The following is a 19153-nucleotide window of genomic DNA, read 5'->3' as shown; positions in this document are numbered from 1 at the left end:
CTTATCTGAGCTGCTCTACGCGCTCAGCAGGTGAAATAATATCCGTCAAACGCACACCGAACTTTTCGTTCACCACCACGGCTTCACCGCGGGCGATCAACTTGTCGTTCACATAAACTTCCATCGGCTCACCCGCCAGTTTGCTCAGCTCGATCACAGAACCTTGAGTCAGGTTCAGCAGCTCGCTCACCGGCATTTTGGTGCGGCCCAGCTCCACGGACACTTTCAAAGGGATGTCGAGGATCAGGCTCAGGTTTCTGTCTTTGTGTGCAGGCATTTCGCTGGAAGATTTTCTTCCGCTGGATTCAGCCATACCGGCCGCTTCCGCAACCAGCTGATCCGCCAGATTATCCAATGTATCGTCGCTCATTCATCCCCCTACTTTTCCACCGGTCTGGTCACTTGCACAGCCACGGTTCCATGATGTATTCCGTAATAACCTTTAAACTTTCTGACACCTTCGACCGCCACGTCGAACTCTCCTGAGGCATCCTGATCCAGCGGAATCACATCGCCGACTTTCAGGTTCATAAGATCCTTCAGCTTGATCTCGGTTTCGCCCAGGTTCACTTTGATCTCCATGTCTGTTTCCAGAAGCTGTTCCTGGATGATCGCCGTCCAAAGCTTTTTGTCTGTCTGATCGGTTTCAACCTGGAAACCGGTCTGCAGTTTTTGTTTGATCGGTTCAATAGTCGCGTAAGGAATCACGATAGAGATCGTGCCTGTCGCGTTTTCAAGCTCAACGTCGAATGTGGAGGCAATAACCACGTCCGTTGGAGGCACGATACCCACGAACTGCGGATTCACCTCGGTACGAACGAAAGAACAGCCGATCTTTTCAATGGAGGCCCAGGCCATTTCCATATCGTTGATCGCCAGACCCACCACCTTTTGGACAATGGAAAGCTCAATCGGGGTGAAATCCTTGCCGTCGATTTTCGTGTAAGGACGGTCGGCACCGCCAAAGAAGCTGTCCACCAGGGCGTAAGCCAGCTTGCTTTCGATCACGAACAGCGCGGAACCACGCAGGTTTCCGAAACGAAGCACCGACATGCACGTTGGCATTGGCAGTGTATTGATGAACTCCCCGAATTTCAGGAATTCCGTGGAAGTCAGCGTGATGGAGGCGATTTTACGCAATGCTGATGACAAAGACACGCGGAAGGCACGCATGAATTTTTCGTAGATAACTTCCAGTTGCGGAAGTCGGCCACGAATAATGCGGTCCTGGCTGGTCAGATCATAGGATACGATCTTGCGCTCGTCGACCTTGCCGACGTTCTGCGCTTCGGGCTTGGCTGCTTCCGGCGAGCCCACGTCCCCGTCAGAGACCGCGGCTAACAGAGCATCCACTTCACTTTGTGAAAGAACCTGATTCATAGTCCTGCCTTAGTTATAGATAAACTCGGTGAAGAACACGTTGGAAATCTTCCCCTGCACCAGGAAAGAATTGATGGTGTCCTTGATTTCACTGCGAAGACTGTCTTTGCCTTCCCTGGAGGAAACATCCTCGTAGGTCTTGCTGGATAGAATAATGATAATGATGTCGCGGATCTGGGCTTTGCGTTTTTCCAGTTCCTCCATGACGTGGCTGCCGGTCACTTCCAGCTCCATGTTCACTTTTGCGACTTTACGGCCCTTGGAGCCAGCCAGATTCACAATAAAGGTTTCCAGAGGCACGACCTTACCGATGACCTCTTTTTCTTCAGTGGCTTCTTTGTGCTGGGCTTCTGCTTCGCCCTTGATCACTTGTTCAATTTTAGGTTCTGCCGCTTCTTTCTTGCGGTTGGAATAGAGCATGAATCCAACACCCGCAACGACGAGCATATTAACGACCGCCAAGGCAATAAGTAGAATAGGCTTTTGTCCAGATCCCCCGCTCGGAGCTGACGATACATCCGATGCTGCCGCTTTTTCTTCAGCCACTTCATCCTCCATGATGAATGACCACATAGTGGTCCTATCAAGATTGAAAGCAACACGGATGCCAACAGGACCTTCGCCGAGGGCCAGTGACTGCGGTCCAACATATTTGAACTGGGGCAATTTTTGCCCCTGTGGTGAATGTTTGCCGGGTAGTAATTCTATGACAGGCGCCAAAGTTTTGGCGCGAAAATTTGACTATTTCGCCAAACAGGCGCCCCATTAAGGTAGCAACAATGACTAAGGAGGTTCTTATGAACAAGGATATCTTCCAAGGCAAAATCAAGGAAATATCAGGCGAGCTTCGCAAAAAATGGGGTGCCCTGACCGACGACGACATCCAAAAAACCAAAGGCAATATGGAAGCCTTAAGCGGTTTGGTTCAGCAGAAAATCGGACTTTCCAAAGAGGAAGCGTCAAAACAAGTTTCTGAATTCATGACCAACATGGACAGAAAGTTCGAGGGAAAAGCGGAATCCGCCGCAGACAAAGTGAACTCGAAAATCGATGATATCAAAAACAAGCTGTCTCACTGAGCCCCCGACTCTGGTCGAGGGAAGGAGTTGTTATGGACAAGCAGTTATTTGAGAACAAATTCGGGGACTTTTCAAACGCCCTGAAACAGAAATTCGCCGGTCTGAATCTGACTGACGAAGAAATAAAAAAAGCGATGAAAAATCCCGACGAACTGATCACCCTGGTTTCTGCAAAAACAGGAATCTCCAGAGAAGAAGCCGACAAACGCGTGCATCAAGCTATGAGCACCGTGGGCATTGATGACACCCAAGTCAAAGGCTTCATGGAAAAGTGGGGCGACAAAGTCGGTGATAAAATAGCTGAAATCAAAAACAAATTCAGCCATTGAGGCTTCAGGGAGGAGCCACAACTCCTCCCCTGTCTTTCCTATATCCACCCTTGGCGGGCAAAAAACCGCTCCCTTTGTGCTCCCTAATAAAAAATCTTTTCTGGAACTTATCCCTTTGTTGAAAAGCACATACACTTGGTGGTATTTAGTGGATCACTTTTAAGGGGGTATCCATGGCTCGTCTGGTTTTTTCTGTCCTATCCATGCTTTTGGCTGCTGGTGCGGCACACGCTGACATCACTTTGAACAAGGTTATCGATGGCTCTGTTGCTTATTGCGACTCTTCCCGTGGCACACCGGAAGCAAAAGCCAAAGTTGTTCAGTTGTCTTTGATCAACGCCTCTTCCAGCGATGAAGAACAACAAACCACCCTGCGCGTAGCCATGGTGAAATGTCAAAATGCCCAGTGGGTTCTTGATTCCGCACCGACGCGCGAATCCTATGTTGCACCCAACGGCGCCAACGTAGAAGTCACCTACAGCAACTATGAAATGCTTTTGGTGAACAAATACTCTGAAGTTCTGCTGCAAACCAGCCTTGAGCACCTGAATCAGGGCGCGGTACAAGAGCAGTCTGTGTCCTTCTTTAAAACCAGAGAAGTCCCACAGGACGTGGATGTTATTATCCGCACCCGCAAGCACGTGAAAGCTGACAACGGTATTGAGTACTCCGAAACGGTGACCTTCGGTTCTTTCCGTATCCGCTTGAATTAAACGTATCTAGAGCGCCCTTTTTGTGTTTTATACCTGTCAAAAATTCTGACAGTTTCTTTCCCGAAAAGGGCGTAATATAAGGTCTCTTATTTACAAGGGGACCTTGATGAAAAATACCTTGCCATACATTCTGGGAACAGTGCTTTTCTGCACCGCTTTTTCTGCCTCGGCAGCCCAGCAGGACGACATCAATCGTAAAATCATCTCCCAGGGCGTGCCCGCCGACGCCGTCAATCGTTTAAATAAATTCATGTATGAAAACCGGGGCCGCAGCTTTCAACAGGACACTTACACCTGTGAAGGCAAAGATCCGGCCAGTGTGCGCCCTTGTGAAGAGGTAAAACGCAACCGCAGCAGCAAGTACGTCACCCTGAACAGCCCGCAGTACGTTGTCATCATTGATTACTCTGCCCCGTCCACCCAGCGACGTTTTTACTTCATCAACTTGCGCAATGGAGCCGTGGAAAAATACTATACCTCTCACGGTATCGGCAGTGGTGAAGGCAACTATGCCTATCGCTTCAGTAACACCAAGGATTCCCGCCAGACCTCCTTGGGAATTTATCTGACAGGTGAAGTGTACACCGGCTCTTATGGAAAAACCCTGCGCATGTACGGCCTGCAAAGATCGAACGATCAGGCCTACAATCGCGATATCGTTGTTCATGGCGCGTGGTATGTCGGCGAAGACTTTATCAATATGGTCAATAAAAAGACCGGACAGCCTTATGGCCGTTTGGGTTTAAGCTGGGGTTGCCCGGCGTTGTCTTTGTCGATGGCGGAAAAACTGATTCCGCTGTTGAAAGGTGGCAGTGTGATTTATCACTACCACCCGGCTCTGGTTGATGAAGCTCAGTCAGGCCGTCTGGTTTCAACCAAGAAAAAGAATTAATCAGTGCCTTCGCTCAGGCGGGGCACAAGGACCTTCTGAATCTCTGTGACCATCGTGGGATTTCCAGCCACGATCGAGTTCTTATAAGGCGTGTAGGCCTCACCACGGTAGGTCTGCACGACACCGCCCGCTTCCTCAACCAGCAAAATTCCTGCAGCCGCATCCCACGGCTGAATGTTGCGCTCCCAATAGCCGTCAAACACACCGCGCGCCACTTGTGCCAGATCATAAGCAGCCGCCCCAGGGCGACGCACACCACGGCACTTGCGAACCATGTCATCAAAGATTCTTAGCTGTTCAGAAATCACATGTTCATGCTCGGACACAAAACCCGTCGCCAGCAGGCCTTTCTTCAGTTCGGTGTTCTTGCTGACTCGCAAAGGCTTGCCATTAACGAATGCACCCTGACCGCGGATCGCGGTGTAGGTTTCATTCAACATCGGCACATCAATCACCGCGAGCTGAATCTGACCGTCAATTTCCAAACCCAGGCTGATGCAGAAAATCGGAAAACGATGAACATAGTTTGTAGTCCCATCCAGTGGATCCAAGATCCAGCGCCCGTTTGCGCCGGCCTTGCTCCACGCGACCTTTGTCCCGGTTCCGTGAGAAGCCGCGAAGGTTTCCTCGCCCAGGAACTCGATTTCCGGAAAATTTTTCCTAAGATGCTCTGCAATGACTCTTTCTGATTCTTTGTCGGCTTCGCTGACAAGGCCGGCTTGGAACTTTTCCTCGACGTGCTCTAAGTTACCGAAATAATTGAGAAGCACTTGGCGGCCCAGGTTGACAGCTTCAATAGCTTGACCTAAGACCTGCTTCCAATCCCTTGATTTTACGCTGTTTTCCACGCTTTCCCCTTCGGGCAGGACCCTTGGATGATTGACCAGTTCAGAGGATTAACGCTAACATGTTTGCAGGGCCAAAGGAAGGGCCCGAAACTTAAGCATTCAAGCGGGTTTAAAAATTATGAGGATTGAAAAAATGAGTTCTAAAACGGATGTGATGGTGAAACTAGCTTTAGTTTTCTTTATTTCTTTGCTGTCTTTCTCTATCGGTACATTTGTAGGCAAGAAGTACAGTGACAACCAACATCAACTGGCTGCTTTGGAACCTCAGAAATCCTCTCACACCCAAGAGCGTGAAGTGGCTTCTGTTTCTGAACACGGGACTTCTGAAGGCAAAGTGGGCGCGATGACGGATGAAGAAATCGCGAAACTGGCTGAAGAATTCGTGGCTGACGAAACGACTCCGGCAACAACTGAACACGAAGCAACACCAGCTCACGGTGAACACGCGGCTCCTGCCGGTCACCACGGCGAAATCGCTGAAACAAAAGTTGAATCCAAAGAACCAAAAGTTGAGACTCACAAACCGAATCCAACCAAAGGTGACAAAACTCCTGTAACCCAGCACAACGAACCATCTGAAGCTGCGAAAAACGTAGCGGCAGGCAAAGCTCCAACAACTTTGGAAGCAGCAGAAAAGAAAGCAGCGACGAAAGAAGACCGTCTGCCTTCCTCCCTTCCTAAAGACGTAGCGCAATTCGCAGTGGGTAAATTCACTGTGCAAGTGGCTTCTTATGCTGACGAAGCCGAAGCTCAGAAAATGGCTTCTGATCTGAAAAACAAAGGCTACAGCGCGTTCTATATCCCGGCAAACATCAAAGGCAAAACTTGGTTCCGCGTAAGTGTTGGCCAGTTTGCGACTCAGAAAGAAGCTCAAGCTTATCGCACAGAGCTTGTGAGCAAAGCGAAAGTCGGCTCTGCGATCGTGCAAAAGATCACTGAGTAATTGTTAACCCGCTTATAGTTAAATTCCTAAGGAAGCCTCGTTCGAAAGAACGGGGCTTTTTTTTATAGCGGAACCACCAGGCCCGCGCGCAGAACAGCACCCAAAGTTGGATTCGGATCAAAATCAGATCCCACCAAGGCACGGCCTTCCATGCCGACCGTCACACCAAACTGGCTGGCGCTTAAAATAAACAGCTCCAGGCCTGCAGAAAGACCACCCATCACTTTCATTCCGGTTTTGTCAGAACGACTGTCCGTCATGAATCGTGTGATGACCTCTTCTTCATAGCCGCCGAGGCCGGCGCCGAAATAGATCACCCCGCGCATACCACCGTCCTGCCCGCTTAAGGCATTGTAACGGCCCCACACAGTCATGTCCTGATGACGGCGTTCGATGCTGGAGGTGCTGTTGCCCGTGGTATCAGTGAAGCTCGCGTACTCCACCAGAAGGCTGTAGCTGTTGCGGTGATATCCCAGGGAAAAATTCTGCGGCTGCCGGGCTTCCAGATCGCCGGAGTTGCCACGCTCATAGCGCAATTCATAATTCAGAGGATAGGCAGCCAGCAGAGAAACCGGCTTTTCAGCCGGCAGCTTCATGCGCGACTCTTGAGCGAAAGCACTCACGGACATTAGGAATAACAGCAGACCTGCGATGACTTTCATTTACTTCACTTCCCCGACTTCAGGATTTGGGGCTGTCGCCGACTTGATCACCCAGCCGGTTTCTTCAACGCAGGAATAAACCATCGGAGTCTCAGCAGAAGTTTCCAGAACCTCGGCCAGGAACTCGCATTCTTTCTTTTTCATTTCGCCCAGCTCTTTCACAAAGCTTTGCATGAACTGATCGTGAGTGTAATAAGTGTCTTTCTTTTCAGCCAGTTCGGCTTTCAAAGAGGGCAGCATCTTGACAACCAGTTTCGCCACTTCTTTGCGGGCGGCCAGATCCTCAAGACCGCGCTCTTTAGAGTAAATGTCGGTGAACTTTTTCAACACACGGGAAAACTGCGTTCCCACGGTGTAGGCATAACCTGTCACGTAATCGCGGAACTTCGCACGTTCACCGGAAGCATGGAACAATTCCAGGTTGTTGCGCACAACGGTTTTGTTCGGAAGCTCATAGATGCCAAACAAATCACTGACTTCCAAAGAGCGAACACGCTTCTGGCTTGGCAGGGACTGGGCGATGAAATCAGGGTTCCCGGTGTACATCCAGCCCCAGAAGTCAGCCAGGCCTTCATTCAGGCCGCGCATCATCGCCAGGCGGTGGAACTTCAATAGCGTGGCTTCATCCAGTTCATCCCCGATCAGAACCGGTTTTTCACGGCGACCACGGCCGGACAGATCCTCTTGCACAATAGCCGCGTCATCCATGAAAGATTCACGACTGTGAACACCCGTGTCTTCATCGACAACATCTTTCAAAACCAGTTTGAAGAACAATGAATGGAAATGTTCATGAGCCAGAATCCCACCATTGATGGCAATTGCCAGACCGTCTTGCGTATAAGGCACGACCAGCATGGAATCGGTGGCACCGTCATAGAATGCGTTGTTGGCGCCGGAAGAACCTTTCACTCGAACGCCGACACCCACATCACGCGGCCACTGGTTCACACCACCGGCGCCCAATTCTTCATCCAGCAGCGCCAGTTTCTGAGTGTGAGCATAAATGGTGACCAGTTGCTGGGTCATTTCGTTGGCCGGGATAAAATCGCCGGATTTGTTTTTGATAAAACGAGCCACGGCAGGACGGCCGTGCAAAGTGTTGTTGGTGATACGGGGGCTGAGGAAAAAGCGAACGAATTTCCCGGTGACGGTTTGCAGGTCCTCAATCCCCAGCAGTTCCACAGTCTGGAGCGAATAACCGGCCTTGGAGTTGCTTTGTGGCGCCAGTACACGGACATTGCCGGACTGATCAGCGCTGTCAGACTGCGGGGCACAAGCACCCAAGGTGCTTGCCATTACAATTGCTGCTGTGATCCGGCTAAAAACGCGCTTCACAAAGTCCTCTCTAAGTTCTATAAACGGAGGGGTTTCCTCGCTCACTTGACTTATTGCGTTATAGTTATAGTGGAAAATGGCGAAAACCTCAATGAAAACTTATGGATAGACAAACTTTGTCAGTCTCACCAGAAGTTCGACAGCCCCTGCAAACGCACATTAAGGAAGCCGCCATGGATGTACTTGATTTTGTTACGAAAAATCTGAACCCCGCGCAGAAGGATGCCGTCGAAACCCTGGAAGGGCCTTTGCTTATCCTTGCTGGCGCCGGATCTGGCAAAACCCGCGTCCTTACCCACCGCATGGCCAACATGATCGGCCAGGGGGTCGCGGCTTCCGATGAAATTCTGTGCGTGACCTTTACCAACAAGGCCGCCAAAGAGATGGAACACCGTATTTACAAGATCCTGTCTGACATGGGGGCCGTGGTTCAAACCCAGCTTTGGATCAGCACCTTCCACAGTTTCTGCGTTCGTGTTCTGCGCCAGCACATCACGCTTCTTGATTACAAGCCTTTCTTCGGAATTTACGATTCTTCGGATCAGCTCAGCCAGATCAAAAAAGTCATGACCGCCCTGGATATCAACGACAAGATGTATCCCGCGAAAAACTTCCAGAGCCGCATCAGCAGCGCCAAGATGATGGGTCTTTCCCCGGAAGGTTTGGAAAAGTCCTCGAAGCGTCTGATGGATCAAAAGACCGTGGAAGTTTACAAAGCCTATGAGCGCGAAATGAAAAAGGCCAACAGCCTTGATTTCGATGATCTGCTTTTGAAAACCTATGATCTGTTCCGCATGTACCCTGATGTTCTGCAGATGTATCAGAAAAAGTTCCGCTACATCATGGTGGACGAGTATCAGGACACCAATCACATTCAGTATCTGCTGGTTCAGATGCTGGCTTCCGCTCACCGCAACTTGTGCGTAGTGGGTGACGAGGATCAGTCCATCTACAGTTGGCGTGGGGCCGACATCAAAAACATCCTGGATTTTGAAAAAGACTTCCGTGATGCGAAGGTGATCAAGCTTGAGGAAAATTACCGATCCAGCGCCAACATCGTCAATGGCGCCACGGCCGTGATCAAAAACAATTCCCAGCGCAAAGACAAAACTCTTTTCACCTCCAACGACGCGGGTGACCTGATTCACGTGCGCGAGGAAAAGAACGAATACGAGGAAGGCCGCTTTGTTGCGAAAACCATTCAGTCGATGATGAATGAGGGCGAAGGCTCGTACAATGATTATGCGATTTTCTATCGCACCAATGCCCAGTCTCGTGTTCTGGAAGAACAACTGCGCACCATGGGAATTCCGTACCGCTTGGTGGGCGGCGTGCGCTTCTATGAGCGTATGGAGATCAAGGACATGATTTCCTACATGAAGCTGTCCATCAATCCGGCGGATGATATCGCCTTAAAACGCATCATCAATGTTCCGGCGCGCGGTATTGGCAAAACCACCATCGAAAAAATTGAAGAATACGCGGCTCACAAAAACCTGAGCATGTTCGAAGCGGCCGAAAAAGCCTGTGAAGAGCGCCTGTTCAATGCCGGCACCACGGGCAAGATCCGTCGCTTTATCGATCTGATGAAAGACCTTCAGCAAAATGCCCAGCATCTGAAACTGCTGGAATTCTTTGCCGTGGTTCTGGATCGCACTGAATATCTGGCGGCTTTGAAAAAAGACGAATCCCCGGAATCCCAGGCCCGCATCGAGAACTTGGAAGAACTGGACAACGCCATTGCCCAGTTCGTGCAAGAGCGTGGCGAAGAATCGACATTGATCAGCTTCCTGGAAGAAATGGCTTTGGTAAATGACGTGGACTCTCTGGATCAGGAGCAGAACTCGGTCACCATGATGACCCTGCACATCTCCAAGGGTCTTGAGTATCCGTACGTGTTTGTTGTGGGACTTGAGGAAAATCTGTTCCCAAGCGCTCGCAGTGCAGAAAGCGACAACGAACAAGATGTCGAGGAGGAACGCCGCCTGGCTTACGTGGGCATGACCCGCGCTCGTCAGAAACTTTGGCTGACCTACGCAAAGATGAGACGGGTGTGGGGCCAGGAACAGTTCAATCCTCCTTCGCGATTCATTAAGGAGATCCCGCAGAACCTGATCGACTTTAAAACGTCGGCTGAAGCGCCGCGCTTTATGGCCCGCTATGGTTCCAGCTCTTATGACTCTGACTTTGGCGGCACGCCGAAATGGGGCGCCACAAGCAGCGATCGCAATCGCGCGCGCACGCAGAGCTATGATGATGCACAGGACTTCCCGGATTACGAAAATGAAGGGGGCGGATCGGCGCAGTTCTCAAAGGGCATGCGCGTAAGACACCCGACATTTGGCGTCGGCACGGTGTATGCGACCGAGGGCACGGGCGAAAACTTCAAAGTCAGCGTGATGTTCACGGATAACACTGTGAAGAAATTCGTTGTAAAGTACGCCCGCTTGGAGCGCGTGTAGTCATATTTTTTTTGTTGCCAAAATGAGGATAACTGACAAACTTCTTCGGGTTACTAACAAGGAGTAATTAATGAAAAAGTTGATCGTTGTCCTTTGTCTTTTGTCCTCTTCTGCTGCCTTCGCAGCTAGAAACGTTGCTTCCTATGGCGGCAACAAAACTGCCAGCATCAATCTGGGTATGACCAGTTCTGCATTGAACATCGGTGGCCGTATGGAATTCGACGATGCTCAAGGTGCACTGGGTGCATACGTATTCATGCAAACTGAAAAGAAAGACGCTGGCATCCCTCAAGTATTGAGCTTTGGTGCACACTCTTTCGTAAGACTTGTTGAAGCTTCCAACGTGACTGCTTTCCTGGCTCCAGGCGTGGGCATCTCCATGATCAAAATGGATGGCGCTGACGATAAAACTGTTGTTGGCCCAAGCTTCCGTTACGGTGCTCAATACAAACTTGCCAACGGCGCTGGCGCTATCGGCATTGAGCGTTTCGAAGTATGGAACTGGTTCGACGAAGACACTGCATCTTCTGTGGATTTCACTTCCGCAGTTTACTCTTTCAACTTCTAGTTTGAAGAGCTGAAACAGACTTAAAAAAGCCCGGCCTGCCCGGGCTTCTTTTTTCAAACTCCCCCAAAAGGGCGGGTTAAACCCGCCTTTTTCTTTTAAAGTTTGATTTCCAGGCCTTCGTGGGCGAAGTCCCACTCGACCGGCGGAAGAGAGTTCTGATTTGCCGAAGCAAAACGCTGACGGGATTCGTAGTATTCCTTCGTCTGCCGTTTCAATTCCTGCACATGCTCAATACGAGCTCCCGGATCGTGGTGGGCAAAAAGAACCTTCTGAATGCCTTCCCGAATGGCGATATCCAAGCCGACCTGTGCAGCACTGTGGCCCCAGTTGGCTTTTTCTGCCAGCTCCGGCAGGGTGTATTGGGCGTCGAAGTACATCAGGTTCACATTCTGATAAAGCGGCAGATCTTCCCCGAGCTCATCGCGGGTGATACGGGTGCCTTCAGTATCCACGCAGTGGGCATAGGACTTGCCACCACATTCCACCTTCAAACCCCAGCAAGGATCCGGGTGATCCAGCTTGTACGGAGTGATGGTCATGTCATCCAACTGATAGGGTTTGCGCGGTTCCATGACGTGGAAATGAATCTTTGCTTTCAATGCCTCAAAAGGCACCGGAAAATACGGCCGCTGAAAGATCCCGCGGATCAGTTTTTCCAGTTCCGGCTGCACAGCATAGTAGTGGACTTCGCAGCCTGGAATAAAATGCGGGGTAAAGAACGGCAGACCGATCACATGATCCCAATGGAAGTGAGTCATGAAGATATGGAAAGGGCCTTTGCCGCGACCGGTGGTGCCGGTCATGATACGTTCGCTCAAATTGCGGATGCCACTGCCACCATCCAGGATCAACTGTCCTTTGGGGCTTTGAATTTCCACGCAGGTTGTAGCAGCACCATAGCCGCCGACCTGGGGCACATCCAAACTTTGAATATAGCGGGAAATCTGGGATGGGTCGCGATAACCGGCCGAGAAGAAGTTTCTAAGAACTCCTTCCACATGATAAGTCCAATCCGTAGGTGGAGGCGCAGATGGCAGAGAGCCCCTAACCCCCCAAAATTTTATCGTAAGCGACATATATGGAACAGAATGAACTGTTTAGAAACACGAATCAATCTACATATTATTGGGTCGGGCTTTTGTCATAATTCACGATCACAAATTCAGACGATGGTACAGCCTGACAGGTGCGAACAACTCGACTTACCTCTTTATTTTCAGAAGTGAATCCCTGCTCAATCAGGGCTTCACAGGTGCCACAATTCCCTTCCATACATGAGTAGGGAGGATTCAATCGGGCGATCAAAGCCACATCCAGCAACGTGCGGCCAGATTCTGCTTCGACTTCATATTCGCGACCATTGAGGATGTATTTGACCTTCATTCTGTCATCACATCATCGCCGGGGTCTTACCGCCAAATACTTTCTACTGCTAAGCGATATTTACCGGTAATTCGGCCCATTAGAGTTTTTACTTTGTGTTTTGAAAGAATATTTACTACCACTCTTGCGGAGTTGTAACGTGCCCCAAAGTTACGGAACTCGCAGAGCGGCATAGATGACCGCTGTTTAATTCAAGGACGTATGTAGAGGAGAGCTTATGATGCTCAAAAAACGTGTTGTGACTGCCGCCTTGGCCGCAGCCCTTTCACTGATGATCACTTCCCCGGCACAGGCTGGATGGGAAGTTCTTAAACCTGCCAATGCCTGGGAAAAAATCAAAAAAGAAGTGGCAAAACAGGAAATCGGCGGCAGCCTGACCCTGGTGAATGCAGATATCATCGACGGTATCTCCACTTCCCTTCGCTATAAAATCGAGTCCGAGCCTTCTTACGTCGACGGCTACTACACTCGTATCGACAAATACATCATGGACTTCGGCGTGGATATCGGTGACTTGATCAACGATATGGACAGCCCGGTCAGCTTTGGCATTAACAAAGGCACAGAAATCATCTTTGCCCGTCAGTTCAAATCCCAAAAGGACTCTTTGCTGACTTTGCCATACACAATGAGAAACCTGCCGTTGACGGCAGAAAAAGCCATCACCCGTCTGGTTCCAGGCGACTTCGTGGCATTTGAAGGCAAAATCAGCCTGATCCTTTCCCTGGGCTACGACACCCTGAAAGGCTCTTTTGAAGCCGGGGCATCCACTCACGCTTACCTGTCCGGCAACTTCATGGTTCACCTGTTCCGTATGGCCGACAATAAAATGCGCGTGAAACTGATCGCCATTCGTGGTGAAGGTGTCGGCGCCAACGCCGGTGTTGAAATGGAAGACCTTGAAGTTCTGGGTGTAAACCTGATCGACAACCGCATCGAAAAATGGCTGAACTTCGTTCCTTTGAAAGCCAGCGCCGGTTTGGGCAAAAACGACGTGATCATGCTTGATTACGTGTTTGACCTGAACAACGCGCAAGCAGCTCAGGCCTATGACGGTCTGATGCAGAATAAAGTTATGTTCAAGGATGTGAAGATCCTGAATCCGCTGGCGTCCCGCAAAGACCTTCAGAACCAGCTTCTTGCTGACCTGACGGATGTTGAAGCGATCACCATGGAAGACGCTCAAGCCCCGGCTCAACAGCGCCGTATCGACCGCGTGTTCAAAGGCTCCTCTGAAGGTGTATTCCGTGATGCCAGAACCAAGTTCTCTTTGAGCCTGCTGAAATTCGAAGCCGGTCGTGCTTACGGTGAAAACAAAGTTCTTTCCTTCGACAAAAAAGACCAGGAAAGACACTTCCTGCTGGATACTTTCTCCAAATACAAAAAGTCCAAGATCCTGTTTGGTCTGTTCGGTGAAGAAACTCTGGCGACTTCCAACTTGTTGTTCACTTCCAACAACAAATGGGCACCTCAGCGTTTTGTGACCCTGACTTCCAGCAACGAAATGAAAATGCGTGATGTTTCTGCCCGCGACTTCCGCGAGATCCAGAAAATCGTTCAGGAAACCATCGGTCAGAAGGAATACAACAAGATCCCTTGGCATCTGTGGTCCTTTGAAAACGGCAAGATCGTGAATGGTTACTTCAAACAGGAAGTCTTCTTTAATCCGGATGCGCTGGCTTATCTGCCATACATGACGAAAGAGGCTTTTGTGGCGAAGTTCAAAGCTTACATCGCAACCAAAAGCCGTCCTCGCTCCACACCGATCATCGGTGGTCTGATCCCGCCTAAAGGTGCGATCGGCAACTGGATGGCGGCCTTCACGGGCGATATCAAGCGCATCGCAGACCGTCTGCAGATCATCATCAATCCGGCAACCACAGTTGAAAAACGCTTCGAAGCGTTTGAAGACCTGCAGGAAATCGGCATTTGGCGCGAACGCGGCGTGGGCTTCCTGATGTCTTTGGTTCCAGAAACATCGCAGCACCAGTTGATGCGCTATGAAATGGTGTTGTCAGCAAAAGGCAACACTCCGATCCAGTACAGCTTCGGCACTTTCGCCGAAGAAAGCCTGTACCGTTCATTGATGTACATCCAGAACATCATCCACAACCGCAGCTTTGACCTGCGTCTGTTCACGGATGATGCCGGCGAGTACCGCACTCACACGAAGCCAGCTCCATTGATGTAATTGAACTGTAAAATCAGAAATTCAGAAGTCCCGGATTGCGAAAGCAACCCGAAGATCGTGTTTTCTCCCCCAAACGTGTTAGAAAAATCCAATAATTTTAAATAATTACAAACTTTCCGCTCATGCCTGCGCGATTTCACCCGATCAATAATTGGTAAGATATTTTTACTAAACCATGATTGAGGTCGTTTATGAAATCCTGGAGTTTGAAGGCAAAGTTAACGGTGATGGGTCTGTCGGTGGCGTTGCTTTCTGCAACAAGTGGAGCCCTGGGCTTTTACTTCCTGAATAAAGTCAGCGCGGAATACAGCACGGTCGCCCAGGAGAATCTGCCCTCGTTGAAAGAGCTGGCGGGACTTCGTGCGACCATCCGGGAATTGCGCATTCATGTTCGTAGCATTGGATTGGCAGGCAACACCCAGGAAGACGTTGACCGCTACGTGGAGAAATCCAAAGAGCAGGTGGCTTTATTTGAAAAGTACATACAGGCCTACGAAAGCCTTGATAAGGCTGCAAAAGACCGCGACAGCTACAAGCAGTTCATCGCTGGCTGGAATGAGTTTAAGGAATTTGGCAGTGAAGTGATTGCTTTGAGCGCTCATTACAAACAGAACGAAGACAAGATCGTATCTTTGATTCGCGAAGTCTGTTCAACAAAGGCACAAAAAGTCTATGACCCTCTGCTTAGTGAAACAACCTATCAGGTACAGTACGCAGATGAGTCCGCGCACGACGCCACCGAAGCCGAAAACCAGGCACGCTTTTGGGTGACCATCTTTGCCGCCATCTCAATTATTTTGGCAGGGCTCGTCTCGTTCATGGCATCATCTTCTATCGCGAAAACAGTCAAAGAAATCTGCGATGCCCTGGCCGACAACTCCAACGAGGTTCATAAAGCTGCAAGCCATCTGGCCGAAACCAGCAGTTCAGTTCAAACCGGTGCCAGCAAAACCTCTTCCATGCTAGAAGCCAGCACCGCCTCGATGAGCGAGATCGAAGCTATCGTCAAAATCAGTAACGAGCGCGCCCTGCAGGCCAAAGTCGCCTCTGAAGACTCTAAAAATTCTGCCGAAGACGGGGCCGGCGCCATTGAGCAGCTTATGAGCTCCATGGGTAAAATCAGCGACAGCTCCAGAAAAATGCAGGATATCATCAATATCATTGAAGACATTTCCTTCCAGACCAATCTGTTGGCGCTGAATGCAGCCGTTGAAGCCGCACGCGCTGGGGAAGCCGGTCGTGGATTTGCGGTCGTGGCAGAGGCCGTTCGATCATTGGCTCAAAGAAGTTCCGTATCCGCCAAAGAGATTTCTGAACTGATTTCACAAAGTGCAAGCTATATCGAGGACGGGGTTTCCAAAGCAGGCCAAAGCCAGGACGTCTTAAAACGCATCCACAAAGACATCGAAAAAGTATCTTCCTACAATCAGGACATCGCCTCTTCGAGCGAAGAACAGCGACTGGGTATTCAACAGGTCAGCGGTGCTCTGGTAAGTCTGGATTCAGCTTCGCAATCCAACAGCCGTGCCTCGGAAGAGGTTTCATCCATTGCTCGGGAACTCAGCGAAAAAACCGAGGCCGTAGATACCCTAATTTCCAACTTGCGCGGACTGATTGAAGGCCGAAAGGCAGCCTGAATTAACTCAATGACCAACAAGGAAGGCTCGGGTTTTACCCGGGCCTTTTTTGTTCGGCCTCCAAATATTAACCCGAAACCCTCTCGGGGATCGTATTCCCTATCACCCGTTCTTCTTATTCAGAACGTTGAAACTTCCTCTCTTTAATTCTTTTATCTCATGTTTGGTTGAATCGCTCCGATGTAAAAACAAGGTTAATATTTTTTAACAATTGTTTTTAAGGACCGTTATGAAGACTTGGAGTTTAAAAGCAAAACTGACCGTGATGGGACTGTCCGTTGCTCTGCTTGCAGCCACCAGCGGTGCTTTGGGTTTTTTCTTTCTTAATAAAGTCAGTGCCGAGTACGGCATCGTTGCGCATGAAAATCTGCCGTCACTGAAAGAGCTTGCCGATCTTCGTGCGACCATTCGCGAGCTTCGCATCCATGTTCGCAGCATTGGACTTGCCGGCAACACGCAGGATGAAGTGAACGTTTATATCGAAAAGTCCAAAGAACAGATCACCAATCTTGAAAAGCACATTGAAGCTTACGAGAAGATTGATCCTGCCGCCAAAGACCGCACCAGCTATAAAGAGTTCATCGCCGGATGGAATGAATTCAAGTCCTTTGGAGGCGAAGTCCTTGCGATGAGTGCGCAGTTCAAGGAAAACGAAAGTAAGGTCGTTTCCCTGATTCGCGACGTGTGCCCCGGAAAAGCCCAAAAAATCTATGAGCCTCTTTTGCGTGAAACCACCTACCAAATTCAGTATGCCGATCAGTCAGCCCACATGGCCACCAGCGCTGAAGAGCAGGCGCGCTTTTGGGTGACGGTCTTTGCCGCCGTTTCAATCGTTCTGGCGGGCCTGGTTTCATTCTTTGCTTCTTCATCCATCGCAAGAACTGTGAAGCAGATTTGTGACGCCCTGGCAGACAACTCACAAGAGGTGCATAAGGCCGCCAGTTATCTTTCTGAAACCAGCCTGACCGTGCAAAACGGCGCAAGCAAAGCCTCTTCGATGCTGGAAGCCAGCACGGCCTCCATCAGTCAGATAGAGTCCATTGTGAAAATCAGCAGCGAACGCGCCCTGCTGGCCAAGGTTGCTTCTGAAGAATCCAAAACTTCCGCTGAAGACGGTTCGGGCGCTATCAAACAACTGATGAGCTCGATGGAAAAAATCAGCGACAGTTCCAGAAAAATGCAGGATATCATCAATATCATCGAGGACATCTCCTTCCAAACCAACTTGCTGGCACTGAATGCCGCCGTTGAAGCGGCGCGCGCCGGAGAAGCTGGTCGCGGATTTGCCGTGGTCGCCGAAGCCGTGCGCTCTTTGGCACAAAGAAGTTCTGTCTCTGCCAAAGAAATCTCTGAGCTGATTTCAAAAAGTGCCAGCTATATTGAAGAGGGCGTCTCCAAGGCCGGCCAAAGCCAGGATGTTCTCACCCGCATCCATAAGGACATTGAAAAAGTGTCTTCTTATAACCAGGACATCGCTTCTTCCAGCGAAGAACAGCGTCTGGGTATTCAGCAGGTCTCCGGCGCCCTGGTCAGCCTGGACACCACATCACAAAGCAATACCAAAGCTTCAGAGCAGGTTTCTTCCATTGCCAAAGAGCTCAATGAAAAAACCGAAGCTGTGGATTCGCTGATTTCGGATCTGCGTGGATTGATCGAAGGCCGCAAGGCCGCTTAAGACAAAAAAAAGGGGCCCCTGGGAAAGGGCCCCCTAACGGAGTACTTGCTAACCGATCAGCTTAAGTGCCAACTGGTTTGCTTGATTTGCCTGAGACAGAATCGAAGTTCCTGCCTGCAGTAAAATATTATTTCTGACCATCTCACTGGATGCTGTTGCAACATCAGTATCACGGATACGGCTGTTGGCAGCGGACAGGTTTTCCTGAGTCACACCCAGATTATCCACTGTCGATGTCAGTCGATTCTGCAATGCCCCCAGATAAGCTCTGGTGCCGCTGACATTCGTCTGCGCATCGTCCAGTCGTTTCAGTGCCGTTTGTGCCCCTTCTTTCGAAGAGAAATCCAGTCCTTCCAAGCCCAGAGCATCCAGCGTCGCCGCGTGTTCGCCCGCATTAAAGCTGATGCGATCCGCGAAATCGTCGTTGCCGATGCCCACCTGGAAATCAAACTTCGGCGCAGAGCCGTCCAGCAGTTTCGTCGTACCCCACGTCGTGGACTTGGCAATACGCTGCATTTCACTGGTCAACTGTGTCACCTCTTTATTAAGCATCCCGCGCTCGGTTTCCCCGACAGTGTCAGAGGCCGACTGGATCGCCAGTTCGCGCAGACGCACAATAATGTTGCCGACTTCATTCAGACCGCCCTCTGCCGTCTGGATCATGGAAATACCATCATTGGCATTTCTTTGAGCCTGAGCTGCAGAACGGATCTGTGCCTTCAACCCTTCTGAAATCGCCAAGCCCGCAGCATCATCTGCCGCTTTGTTGATTCGACTGCCCGAAGCGAGTTTGGCCATAGAATCATTTACGATTCTTTGCGAACCCGCCAGATTTCTTTGGGCGTTCAGGGCTGCAACATTGGTTGTTACTCTCATTCCCATTTATTTCCTCGCTACTTCGTCATAACCATGGCTTAGCCTCCTTGAATAGTTGACCGCCTACATCCGAGTTTGCGGTTGTGTTCTGCTGAACTATTCGGGTGATCCTGAATGTACTTCACGAGACTATGGATTGATTTTTCACCGAACATTAACAACTGGCCAAACCGCGAC

At 50.1% G+C, this 19153-nt stretch carries 18 protein-coding genes and 1 pseudogene; 10 read left to right on the top strand and 9 right to left on the bottom strand.

Annotated features, from left to right (window positions below):
* Position 1 precedes the first annotated feature (1 nt).
* The 3 genes and pseudogenes from fliN to B9G79_RS02800 all read right to left on the bottom strand — a co-directional run.
* A pseudogene (gene fliN / locus B9G79_RS02810) lies at positions 2-253 on the bottom strand (flagellar motor switch protein FliN); the annotation flags it as partial.
* A 125-nt stretch (positions 254-378) separates the two neighbouring features.
* A complete protein-coding gene (gene fliM / locus B9G79_RS02805) occupies positions 379-1380 on the bottom strand; it encodes a flagellar motor switch protein FliM (RefSeq protein ID WP_088564204.1) in 1002 nt (333 codons plus the stop codon).
* Positions 1381-1389: 9 nt separating this feature from the next.
* The gene (locus B9G79_RS02800; protein WP_232469051.1) at positions 1390-1953 is read right to left on the bottom strand and encodes a flagellar basal body-associated FliL family protein; all 564 of its coding nucleotides are present in this window, start codon (positions 1951-1953) and stop codon (positions 1390-1392) included.
* Positions 1954-2177: 224 nt separating this feature from the next.
* On the opposite strand from B9G79_RS02800, the gene B9G79_RS02795 reads away from it, so the two are divergent.
* The 4 genes from B9G79_RS02795 to B9G79_RS02780 all read left to right on the top strand — a co-directional run bounded on the left by B9G79_RS02795 (position 2178) and on the right by B9G79_RS02780 (position 4393).
* Positions 2178-2459, top strand: coding sequence for a CsbD family protein (locus B9G79_RS02795; RefSeq protein WP_088564203.1), 282 nt, complete (start codon positions 2178-2180; stop codon positions 2457-2459).
* Positions 2460-2491: 32 nt separating this feature from the next.
* Positions 2492-2788 carry a hypothetical protein gene (locus B9G79_RS02790; protein WP_088564202.1) on the top strand — a complete coding sequence of 99 codons (297 nt, stop codon included), beginning with the start codon at positions 2492-2494 and terminating at the stop codon, positions 2786-2788.
* A 173-nt stretch (positions 2789-2961) separates the two neighbouring features.
* Entirely contained in the window at positions 2962-3501 is a 540-nt protein-coding gene (locus B9G79_RS02785) for a hypothetical protein (RefSeq protein ID WP_088564201.1), read from the top strand.
* Between the two features lie 106 nt (positions 3502-3607).
* The gene (locus tag B9G79_RS02780; protein WP_088564200.1) at positions 3608-4393 is read left to right on the top strand and encodes a murein L,D-transpeptidase catalytic domain family protein; all 786 of its coding nucleotides are present in this window, start codon (positions 3608-3610) and stop codon (positions 4391-4393) included.
* On the opposite strand, the gene B9G79_RS02775 is transcribed toward B9G79_RS02780, so the two are convergent.
* Positions 4390-5241, bottom strand: a complete 852-nt coding sequence (locus tag B9G79_RS02775) for an inositol monophosphatase family protein (protein WP_088564199.1) — start codon at positions 5239-5241, stop codon at positions 4390-4392. The two genes, B9G79_RS02780 and B9G79_RS02775, sit on opposite strands and share 4 nt — an antisense overlap.
* A gap of 133 nt (positions 5242-5374) precedes the next feature.
* Between B9G79_RS02775 and B9G79_RS02770 the strand changes: the two genes are divergently transcribed.
* Positions 5375-6184, top strand: coding sequence for an SPOR domain-containing protein (locus B9G79_RS02770; RefSeq protein WP_232469049.1), 810 nt, complete (start codon positions 5375-5377; stop codon positions 6182-6184).
* 62 nt (positions 6185-6246) lie between these two features.
* On the opposite strand, the gene B9G79_RS02765 is transcribed toward B9G79_RS02770, so the two are convergent.
* Together B9G79_RS02765 and B9G79_RS02760 are read right to left on the bottom strand one after the other, a co-directional pair.
* A complete protein-coding gene (locus B9G79_RS02765) occupies positions 6247-6846 on the bottom strand; it encodes a hypothetical protein (protein WP_088564197.1) in 600 nt (199 codons plus the stop codon).
* Positions 6847-8145 (bottom strand): hypothetical protein, encoded by a 1299-nt coding sequence (locus B9G79_RS02760; RefSeq protein ID WP_232469047.1) that lies wholly within the window; start codon positions 8143-8145, stop codon positions 6847-6849.
* A gap of 212 nt (positions 8146-8357) precedes the next feature.
* Between B9G79_RS02760 and B9G79_RS02755 the strand changes: the two genes are divergently transcribed.
* Positions 8358-10646 carry an ATP-dependent helicase gene (locus B9G79_RS02755; RefSeq protein WP_088564196.1) on the top strand — a complete coding sequence of 763 codons (2289 nt, stop codon included), beginning with the start codon at positions 8358-8360 and terminating at the stop codon, positions 10644-10646.
* A gap of 70 nt (positions 10647-10716) precedes the next feature.
* Positions 10717-11214: a hypothetical protein gene (locus B9G79_RS02750; RefSeq protein WP_088564195.1), complete on the top strand. Its 498-nt coding sequence runs from the start codon at positions 10717-10719 to the stop codon at positions 11212-11214.
* 95 nt (positions 11215-11309) lie between these two features.
* On the opposite strand, the gene B9G79_RS02745 is transcribed toward B9G79_RS02750, so the two are convergent.
* Both B9G79_RS02745 and B9G79_RS02740 read right to left on the bottom strand, forming a co-directional pair.
* Positions 11310-12212: an MBL fold metallo-hydrolase gene (locus tag B9G79_RS02745; protein WP_232469045.1), complete on the bottom strand. Its 903-nt coding sequence runs from the start codon at positions 12210-12212 to the stop codon at positions 11310-11312.
* Between the two features lie 124 nt (positions 12213-12336).
* On the bottom strand, positions 12337-12597 hold the full coding sequence (locus tag B9G79_RS02740; protein ID WP_015092361.1) for a 2Fe-2S iron-sulfur cluster binding domain-containing protein: 261 nt from the start codon (positions 12595-12597) through the stop codon (positions 12337-12339).
* Positions 12598-12814: 217 nt separating this feature from the next.
* On the opposite strand from B9G79_RS02740, the gene B9G79_RS02735 reads away from it, so the two are divergent.
* The 3 genes from B9G79_RS02735 to B9G79_RS02725 all read left to right on the top strand — a co-directional run bounded on the left by B9G79_RS02735 (position 12815) and on the right by B9G79_RS02725 (position 18100).
* Positions 12815-14788, top strand: a complete 1974-nt coding sequence (locus tag B9G79_RS02735) for a hypothetical protein (protein WP_088564193.1) — start codon at positions 12815-12817, stop codon at positions 14786-14788.
* Between the two features lie 206 nt (positions 14789-14994).
* On the top strand, positions 14995-16425 hold the full coding sequence (locus B9G79_RS02730; protein WP_232469043.1) for a methyl-accepting chemotaxis protein: 1431 nt from the start codon (positions 14995-14997) through the stop codon (positions 16423-16425).
* Between the two features lie 229 nt (positions 16426-16654).
* Positions 16655-18100, top strand: a complete 1446-nt coding sequence (locus B9G79_RS02725) for a methyl-accepting chemotaxis protein (RefSeq protein ID WP_088564191.1) — start codon at positions 16655-16657, stop codon at positions 18098-18100.
* Positions 18101-18148: 48 nt separating this feature from the next.
* Here B9G79_RS02725 and B9G79_RS02720 read toward each other — a convergent pair whose 3' ends face one another.
* Complete coding sequence (locus B9G79_RS02720; protein WP_088564190.1) at positions 18149-18982, bottom strand: flagellin N-terminal helical domain-containing protein; 834 nt, start codon at positions 18980-18982, stop codon at positions 18149-18151.
* Between the last annotated feature and the right edge of the window lie 171 nt (positions 18983-19153).

Source organism: Bdellovibrio bacteriovorus (assembly GCF_002208115.1).
GTDB classification, from domain to species: domain Bacteria; phylum Bdellovibrionota; class Bdellovibrionia; order Bdellovibrionales; family Bdellovibrionaceae; genus Bdellovibrio; species Bdellovibrio bacteriovorus_C.
The sequence above is the reverse complement of the archived record's forward strand: the minus strand, read 5'-3'. Positions and strand labels throughout refer to the sequence as shown.

Coding starts and splice junctions, on each gene's coding strand:
- B9G79_RS02720 (WP_088564190.1), bottom strand. CDS start 18,982: ATGGGAATGAGAGTAACAACCAATGTTGCAGCCCTGAACGCCCAAAGA.
- B9G79_RS02765 (WP_088564197.1), bottom strand. CDS start 6,846: ATGAAAGTCATCGCAGGTCTGCTGTTATTCCTAATGTCCGTGAGTGCT.
- B9G79_RS02750 (WP_088564195.1), top strand. CDS start 10,717: ATGAAAAAGTTGATCGTTGTCCTTTGTCTTTTGTCCTCTTCTGCTGCC.
- B9G79_RS02790 (WP_088564202.1), top strand. CDS start 2,492: ATGGACAAGCAGTTATTTGAGAACAAATTCGGGGACTTTTCAAACGCC.
- B9G79_RS02740 (WP_015092361.1), bottom strand. CDS start 12,597: ATGAAGGTCAAATACATCCTCAATGGTCGCGAATATGAAGTCGAAGCA.
- B9G79_RS02800 (WP_232469051.1), bottom strand. CDS start 1,953: ATGTGGTCATTCATCATGGAGGATGAAGTGGCTGAAGAAAAAGCGGCA.
- B9G79_RS02760 (WP_232469047.1), bottom strand. CDS start 8,145: ATGGCAAGCACCTTGGGTGCTTGTGCCCCGCAGTCTGACAGCGCTGAT.
- B9G79_RS02770 (WP_232469049.1), top strand. CDS start 5,375: ATGAGTTCTAAAACGGATGTGATGGTGAAACTAGCTTTAGTTTTCTTT.
- B9G79_RS02725 (WP_088564191.1), top strand. CDS start 16,655: ATGAAGACTTGGAGTTTAAAAGCAAAACTGACCGTGATGGGACTGTCC.
- fliM (WP_088564204.1), bottom strand. CDS start 1,380: ATGAATCAGGTTCTTTCACAAAGTGAAGTGGATGCTCTGTTAGCCGCG.
- B9G79_RS02795 (WP_088564203.1), top strand. CDS start 2,178: ATGAACAAGGATATCTTCCAAGGCAAAATCAAGGAAATATCAGGCGAG.
- B9G79_RS02785 (WP_088564201.1), top strand. CDS start 2,962: ATGGCTCGTCTGGTTTTTTCTGTCCTATCCATGCTTTTGGCTGCTGGT.
- B9G79_RS02735 (WP_088564193.1), top strand. CDS start 12,815: ATGATGCTCAAAAAACGTGTTGTGACTGCCGCCTTGGCCGCAGCCCTT.
- B9G79_RS02780 (WP_088564200.1), top strand. CDS start 3,608: ATGAAAAATACCTTGCCATACATTCTGGGAACAGTGCTTTTCTGCACC.
- B9G79_RS02755 (WP_088564196.1), top strand. CDS start 8,358: ATGGATGTACTTGATTTTGTTACGAAAAATCTGAACCCCGCGCAGAAG.